This window comes from Streptomyces sp. SID4985 (assembly GCF_009863025.1).
Taxonomy (GTDB): domain Bacteria; phylum Actinomycetota; class Actinomycetes; order Streptomycetales; family Streptomycetaceae; genus Streptomyces.
In genome coordinates this window covers 1-6,979 of the sequence record NZ_WWIR01000498.1, presented here as the reverse complement: position 1 = coordinate 6,979, position 6,979 = coordinate 1, and the positions used below count along the sequence as shown (strand labels likewise).

Annotated in this window: 5 protein-coding genes, 1 other RNA gene and 1 pseudogene; 6 read left to right on the top strand and 1 reads right to left on the bottom strand. The window is 72.2% G+C overall.

Going from position 1 to position 6,979, the window contains the following annotated elements; genetic code table 11:
* From GTW40_RS21915 to GTW40_RS33270, 4 genes are all read left to right on the top strand, one after another.
* Positions 1–958, top strand: a 958-nt coding sequence (locus GTW40_RS21915; protein WP_161181896.1) for a S41 family peptidase, incomplete at its 5' end; no start/stop codon positions are given.
* 68 nt (positions 959–1,026) lie between these two features.
* Complete coding sequence (gene smpB, locus GTW40_RS21910; protein ID WP_161181895.1) at positions 1,027–1,569, top strand: SsrA-binding protein SmpB; 543 nt, start codon at positions 1,027–1,029, stop codon at positions 1,567–1,569.
* Between the two features lie 104 nt (positions 1,570–1,673).
* Positions 1,674–2,042: a transfer-messenger RNA gene (ssrA, locus tag GTW40_RS21905) on the top strand.
* 103 nt (positions 2,043–2,145) lie between these two features.
* Positions 2,146–3,942 carry a contact-dependent growth inhibition system immunity protein gene (locus tag GTW40_RS33270; protein ID WP_343245758.1) on the top strand — a complete coding sequence of 599 codons (1,797 nt, stop codon included), beginning with the start codon at positions 2,146–2,148 and terminating at the stop codon, positions 3,940–3,942.
* Here GTW40_RS33270 and GTW40_RS21895 read toward each other — a convergent pair whose 3' ends face one another.
* Positions 3,943–5,166, bottom strand: coding sequence for an MFS transporter (locus GTW40_RS21895; RefSeq protein ID WP_161181894.1), 1,224 nt, complete (start codon positions 5,164–5,166; stop codon positions 3,943–3,945). It abuts the gene before it with no gap.
* A gap of 86 nt (positions 5,167–5,252) precedes the next feature.
* Between GTW40_RS21895 and GTW40_RS21890 the strand changes: the two genes are divergently transcribed.
* The gene (locus GTW40_RS21890; protein ID WP_161181893.1) at positions 5,253–6,227 is read left to right on the top strand and encodes a LysR family transcriptional regulator; all 975 of its coding nucleotides are present in this window, start codon (positions 5,253–5,255) and stop codon (positions 6,225–6,227) included.
* A 223-nt stretch (positions 6,228–6,450) separates the two neighbouring features.
* Positions 6,451–6,979: pseudogene (locus GTW40_RS33580) on the top strand (hypothetical protein); the annotation flags it as partial.

The following is a 6,979-nucleotide window of genomic DNA, read 5'->3' as shown; positions in this document are numbered from 1 at the left end:
CGAGTCCCCGACGGAGGCCGCCGAACGGGCCGTCAGCCGCAGCGGGGACCGCTGGGCCGCCGTCTACTCCTCCGGTGACTACGCGGAGTTCCAGGAGGCCCTGGACGGCGAGTACACCGGCGTCGGGCTGTGGGCGCGGCGCGGACGGGACGGCCGTATCGAGGTGACCCGGGTCCGGTCCGGCTCGCCCGCCGCCGGTGCGGGCATCCGCCGGGGCGACGGGCTGCGCAGCGTGGACGGCCGTGCGGTGGAGGGGCTCCCGGTCACCGAGGTCGTCTCCTTACTGCGCGGTGACGCCGAGGACGCGGCCGCCGGAACGCCGGTCGTGCTCGGGATCGGGCGCGGGGACCGCGCGTGGAGCCTGACGCTGCACCGGGCGCGGCTGTCCACCGACCCCGTGACCGTGACCCGCCCGGTCCCCGGTGTCGCCGTCGTCCGGGTCGCCGCCTTCACCAAGGGTTCCGCCGAGGCCGTGCGCGACGCGGTCCGCCGGGCGCCCGCCGGCACCGGGGTCGTGCTCGACCTGCGCGGGAACTCGGGCGGCCTGGTCACCGAGGCCGTGTCCACCGCCTCAGCCTTCCTCGACGGCGGCCTGGTCGCCACCTACGACGTGGACGGCGCCCAGCGCGCCCTGCACGCCGCCTCCGGCGGGGACACCGCCCGCCCGCTGGTCGTCCTGGTCGACGGCGGCACCATGAGCGCGGCCGAGATGCTCACCGGCGCGCTCCAGGACCGGGGCCGGGCGGTCGTGATCGGCTCCCGCACCTTCGGCAAGGGCTCGGTCCAGATGCCGACCGACCTGCCCGACGGCTCGGTGGCCGAGCTGACCGTGGGCCACTACCGCACTCCGCTGGGTCACGCCGTGGACGGCCGGGGCATCACCCCGGACCTGGACGCGGGGGCGGGGGCGCTGGAGCGGGCGGAGACGGTGCTGACGGGGCTCGGCGACCCGTCGTAGACACCCGGGCGCGGGCACCGAAATACGCTTCCCTCCCACCCCCTGTCCGGTGAGAAAATGTGGGCACTATGAGCAAGGGAATGTACGTACCGAAGGAGTCCCAGCCCAAGCAGGGCGGGGGAGCCGCGAAGGCGGCCAAGGACGGCAAGCGCAAGATGGTCGCGCAGAACAAGAAGGCGCGCCACGACTACGCGATCATCGACACCTACGAGGCCGGCATCGTCCTGACCGGCACCGAGGTGAAGTCGCTGCGCCAGGGACGGGCCTCGCTGACCGACGGCTTCGTCCAGATCGACGGGAACGAAGCCTGGCTGCACAACGTCCACATCCCGGAGTACTTCCAGGGCACCTGGACGAACCACTCCGTGCGCCGCAAGCGCAAGCTGCTCCTGCACCGCGAGGAGATCGACAAGCTGGCGTCCAAGGTCCAGGAGACGGGTCACACCATCGTGCCCCTGGCGATCTACTTCAAGGACGGCCGGGCCAAGGCCGAGATCGCGCTCGCGCGCGGCAAGAAGGAGTACGACAAGCGGCAGACCCTGCGGGAGAAGCAGGACCGCCGGGAGTCGGACCGCGCGATCGCGTCGGCGAAGCGGAAGCAGCGCGGCTGAGCGGGAATGCGCTGGCGTGGTCCGGCGTTGTTCCCTTACGATGGCACCTGCACCTCACAGCGGGTGCGCGCCTCCCTCACCGGGGGCACTTGAAAAAACAACATGGGGATGATCGGTTTCGACAGCGGATGTCGAAGCAGGGGAAGCGTGTCGAGGAAGCGGCAATGATCTCGTAAACCATATGTCGCAAAACATAATCGCCAACACCAAGCGCGATTCCTTCGCCCTCGCTGCCTAAGTAGCGACTTGCGAAGTGTCAGCCCGGGGCTGTTCCCGACCCGGATCCTGGCATCAGCTAGGGAACTAAACCTTGATCCCGGTCACGGGGTGAAGAGGGAAATCTAACAGTGACTGAGCCCGTCGGAGACTTGTTCGCGTGATCTCCGGGGCCGAGAAAATCGAAGCGAACTGCACACGGAGAAGCCCTGTTTCCGCACCGGTGGACGCGGGTTCGATTCCCGCCATCTCCACGATCCGGAGGGCCCCGGCCCCCCGAACCCATGTGGGCGAAGGCCCCGTCACTCAGCGAGTGACGGGGCCTTCGCCATGAGCGACGAGCGGGGAAGGTGACGCGACGTGCCGAGGTTCACCGAGTTCGATTTCGGTGTCTCCTGGGTGATGGGTTTCTTCCATCAGGACTGGATCTACGACGCGGAGACCGCCGCCGACGTCGTCGCGAAGCATCTGGCATCGGCACCCGACGAAGACGCCCTGGCGGTCCGCCGCGATGCCGACGCTCTTGTCCGCGCTCTTTCCTCGCGGACCCTGGAAGCGCTCTGGACGGCCGGGACGCAGTACCTGCCCGGCTTCGCCCGGATCACCGGCGCGGAATGGACAAGGACGGTCGCCGCCCTGTGCGACGCCCGGCTGTCCGGCACAGCGGAGGTGCCCCCGCTCACGGGTGCCGACATCGAGGACGGCGGACCCCAACGGGACGCGGTGATCGCCCTCGTCGGACGCCTGGGGTTCCTGACCCCCGAGGTGCGCGAGGCGCTCACCGCCTGCGCCCGCCACTGCACCGCGGACCTCGCCTTCCGGATTCTGCTGCGCACGGTCGTCAACGACTCCACCGCGTCCCTGTCACCGGATCAGTACGGGGACATGGAGGCCATCGGGGAGGGTCTCCAGTACGGAGAGTTCGTGGTGGACTCCGTACGGTTCCTGGTCGCGGAGAACCAGCGGGAAGCGCGTTTCTGGCGGCACGAAGAGGACTTCGGGCTGAGCCGGCTGGCCGAGGGAGCGGAGTTTCCGGCGGGGGACGCCGACGAACTGCACGTCCTCTGCGCGGACGCGCGCCTGCTGCTGGAGTCGCCGCTCTCCGACGAGGACGTCCGTGGGCTCTGGTCGGCGGCCTCGGGCGGCGGTGACGATCCGGGGCCCCGCACGCGTGACTGGCTGAGCGGTGTCGTTTCGGCGGCTCGGGCCGCCGGGGAACCGGAGCGGTACGGAAATCCACCGCTCGTCACGGTGAACGAGCAGGCGATGCGCCGGGTCGTGCTCGCCGAGGCGCGGGGCGTCGGACCGGCCCCGCTGGAGCGGGTCGTCGGCGAGGTCGACGCCGATCTCGGCTTCCGGTTGTTCCTCCGGGTACTCAAGGCGCGCGGGGTGATGGTGTCCGTGCGGCGGTACGACCGGTATCAGGAGATCGCGGAGGGGTTCGGGTATCCGGGGCGGCTGGTGGCCGAGGGGCTCGCGGTGAGCTGGCCGCGTTTCGACGATCCGTCGGCCGGGCGGCGCTTCGCGGAGGACTTCGGGTTCTCGCTGCTGGCCGGGCGTTTCCACGGTGATCTGTGGCAGCACGCGTACACCGTCGAGGACGGAATCCGGGGCGCCGCCGGGGACCGCACCGGCACCGTCCCGGGGTCGTACGCCTTCGCCCTCCTGGAGGACACCCTGCGGCTGGCGCGCTCACCCCTGTCCGACGACACGCTCGCCGGGCTGTGGCGGGTGGCCACGGCGCGCGGGTACGAGGTCGCGCGGCCGAGGGAGTGGCTGCGCGGGGTCGGCGATGTGTGCGCCGGGCTTCTGCCGGAGCCGGTGCCCGATGTCCTGCCGGCCCGCCCGCCGGCCGGGGCGACGGACGCCGTCCTGCGCGAACTGCGGGACATCGCGCCCGCCCTGACCCGGGGCATCCACGACAGCCCCTGGTACGGCGCCTCGACCAGCCCCTGGTTCGCCCTCGCGGAGACGGCCGTTCCCGCGCTGGAACAGGTCACCGCCCATGTCGGTCCCGACCTCGGCTTCCGCCTGCTGCTCCGCGTCCTGATCGCCTACGGAGTGCCGGTGACGGAAGCCCAGTCGGCCCGCTACGCGGAGATCGCCACCGCCCTCGGTCATCCCCGGTACGACCTGTCCGACCTGCCCCGCCACTGATCACCTTCGCGCTTCGGCGCCCGTGATCTCCGCCGCGGCGAGCCGTCCGATCGAGCCGAGGCGGTCGATCAGGAGGGCGGTGGCCGCCGACCCTGCCGGGACCAGGTAGGCCGTGGTGGACGAGGCGTGTTCCACCGCCCAGCCGCCCATCGCGGAGCCGCACGCGATCCCCGTCAGCAGGGACGTCACCGCCAGGCTCATGCCCTCGTTGAGGCGGTCGGGTGGGGTGTGGGTCTGGAGGAGGGTCATGGCGGTGACCATGGTGGGGGCGGTGGCCATGCCGGCCAGGAGGAGGGTGGGGGCCAGGAGTGTGAGGGTGCCGGTCGTGGTGGCGGACAGCCAGGGGAGGGTCATCAGGGCCGTCATCGCCAGGAGGCACCAGGGGAGGCGGCGGGCGGGGGAGCCCGTCGGCTTCAGGGCGCCGTACAGCAGGCCCGCCGCGCAGGAGCCCGCCGCCTGGAGGGCGAGGATCGCGCCCGCCGCGGCGCGATGGCCCTGGGCGTCGGCGTAGGCGATCGTCACCACCTCCAGGGAGCCGAAGATCGCGCCGGTGGCCAGGAAGGTCGCCAGGAGGGTCGGGATGCCCCGGGTGCGGAGGGGGGAGGGGGCCGTGGAGCGGGGAGTGGGCGGGGGTTCCGTCGAGCGCTGGGCGGTGAAGACGAGCATCCCGGTCAGGAGCAGGGCCGCGCCGATGAGCGTGCCCGCCTCCGGGAAGAAGGTGCCGGTCAGGAAGGACGCCAGGGCCGGGCCCAGCATGAAGCACAGCTCGTCGGCGGCCTGCTCGAAGGAGTTCGCGGTGTGCAGGGCGTCGGGGTCGTCGCGCAGGAGGTGGGCCCAGCGGGCGCGGGAGAGGCCGCCGATGTTGGGGGTGGCGGCGGTCGCGGCGTAGGCGGCGAACAGGGTCCAGTCGGGGGCGCCGAAGTGCACGCACAGCAGCAGGGCCAGGCTGCCCGCCACCGCCGTGAGGGTGGCGGGCACGGCGACCCGCGCCTGGCCGTACCGGTCGGTCAGCCGTGCCGTCCAGGGTCCGGCCAGACCCGTCGCCGCCAGGCCGGTCGCGGTGACCGCCCCGGCGAGCGCGTACGAACCCCGCGCCCCCGCGATCATCACGACCGCGCTCACCGAGAACATCCCCATCGGCAGACGGGCGACGAGATTGCCGAGGGTGAAGGCGGTGGTTCCGGGGCGGGTGAAGAGGCTTCGATAGGTGGTGAGTTGGGGCATGACATGCACGTTCACCCGGGGCACCGGTCTCCGTCCAACACCTTTCTCGTGCCCAATTCACGCACCCGCGTTGTAAGTTCACGGCCGTGACCGCATCCGTCGCCTCCGTGGACCCCCGCCTTCTCCGCGCCTTCCTCGCCGTCGCCGAGGAGCTGCACTTCAGCCGCGCCGCCGCCCGGCTGTACGTCGCGCAACAGGCGCTCAGTCGTGATGTGCGGAGGCTGGAACGGGAGTTGGGGGCCGAGCTGTTCGTGCGGACGACACGGCAGGTGGCGCTCACCGCCGACGGTGAACGGCTGGTGCCGCTCGCCCGGCGGGTGCTCGTCGCGCAGGAGGAGCTGCTCACGGCGTTCGGTCGGACACGCCCGCTGCTGGTCGACCTCAACTCGGAGGGCCTGGGCACCACGCGCCGCGTGCTCGTACGGGCCCGGGAGCTGGCCCCCGCCCACGAGTTGACCGCGCGCTACGAGAGCGGGCTCACCAAGGCCGCGGACGACATGCTCGCCGGACGGCTCGACGCCTCCTTCGGCCGCTTCGCGGGACTCGCCCCGGCCGTCCGCGCCCGCCTCGGCCACCAGCCCGTGCGCTACGAGCCGATGGCCGTCTTCCTGCCCGAGGACCACCCGCTGGCCGCGCTGCCCGAAGTGCCGGTGCGCGCGCTGGCCGGTGCGACGGTGTACGCCGGCGCGGGCAACGCGGGTACGCGGGAGTGGACCGGCCTCGCACGTCAGCTCTTCGAGCGACACGGCATCCTTCCGGCGTCACCCGTTCCGATGGCTGTGGGGCGCGAGGAGTTCGCCCGGGTCATGAGCAGAACACGCGTTCCCGTCCTCGCAGTGGTGGACTTTTCGGCCATGCCGGGCGCGGTGCTGCGGCCGCTTGTCGATCCTGTCCCGCTTTCACCTGTCTCGCTCGTGTGGCGGAAGAGCCTGGTCCATCCGGCGCTGGACGCGCTCCGCAGGGGCGCCGCCGAGATCTCGCGCGCCGAGGGCTGGCTCGAGAAGCCCGCCGATGGATGGATTCCGGCCACCGACGAAGATGTGATGAACGGCCATATGTGACGCATCATGAACCCGAAACCTTCACATGCGCTACATTCGGGGCCCGAGCACAGTGTGATAAAGGGGGCGCTCCGGACCCGGTGGGGGCCTGATCCGTCGGTGTGAGGCTCGGGAGCGCGGCGCCCCCTGAACGGTTTCGTGGGGGATTGCACGCGTGAAACAGTGGCGAGAAGACGCCCAACCGGAATGGCCCGCTGTCGCATCCGCGACCCCGGAGCCGCCGTTGGCAGAGGGCAACAGGACCCAGGCGTTCCCGGAGAGCGGAACGGTCGCCGAGACCGGGACGCTCCGCGAGGGGAACGCCGGGACGAGCCGTGGCGGCTGGCCGGTCGTACAGGGCGGTGCGCTCACCCGGGGCGGCGCCCCGAGCGGCATCCGGACCGGCACCGTGAGCGTCACCGGCTCGGCGATACCCCGGGGCGGACAGGCCGCCCCGACCGACGCCGACGAGACGGCCGTCGTCCCACGCCCGCGCAACGCGCGCGCCGCCACCGACTTCCGGCGCACGACGGGCCCCGACGCGGAGCGGACGGCCGTCCTGCCCACGGCGCCGGACACGGACCGTACCGCCGTCCTGCCGAAGGCCCCGGGCGCCGAGGACCGCACCACCGTCCTGCCCCACGCCTCCGCCGCCTCGGCCGCCTCCGCTGTCGAGCGCACCGCCGTGCTGCCCCAGCCGACCGGCACACCCCGGCCCACCGGCCGCACCGGCGGAGCGGCGGGGTCCGGCTGGCCCGTCGTACGGGACACCG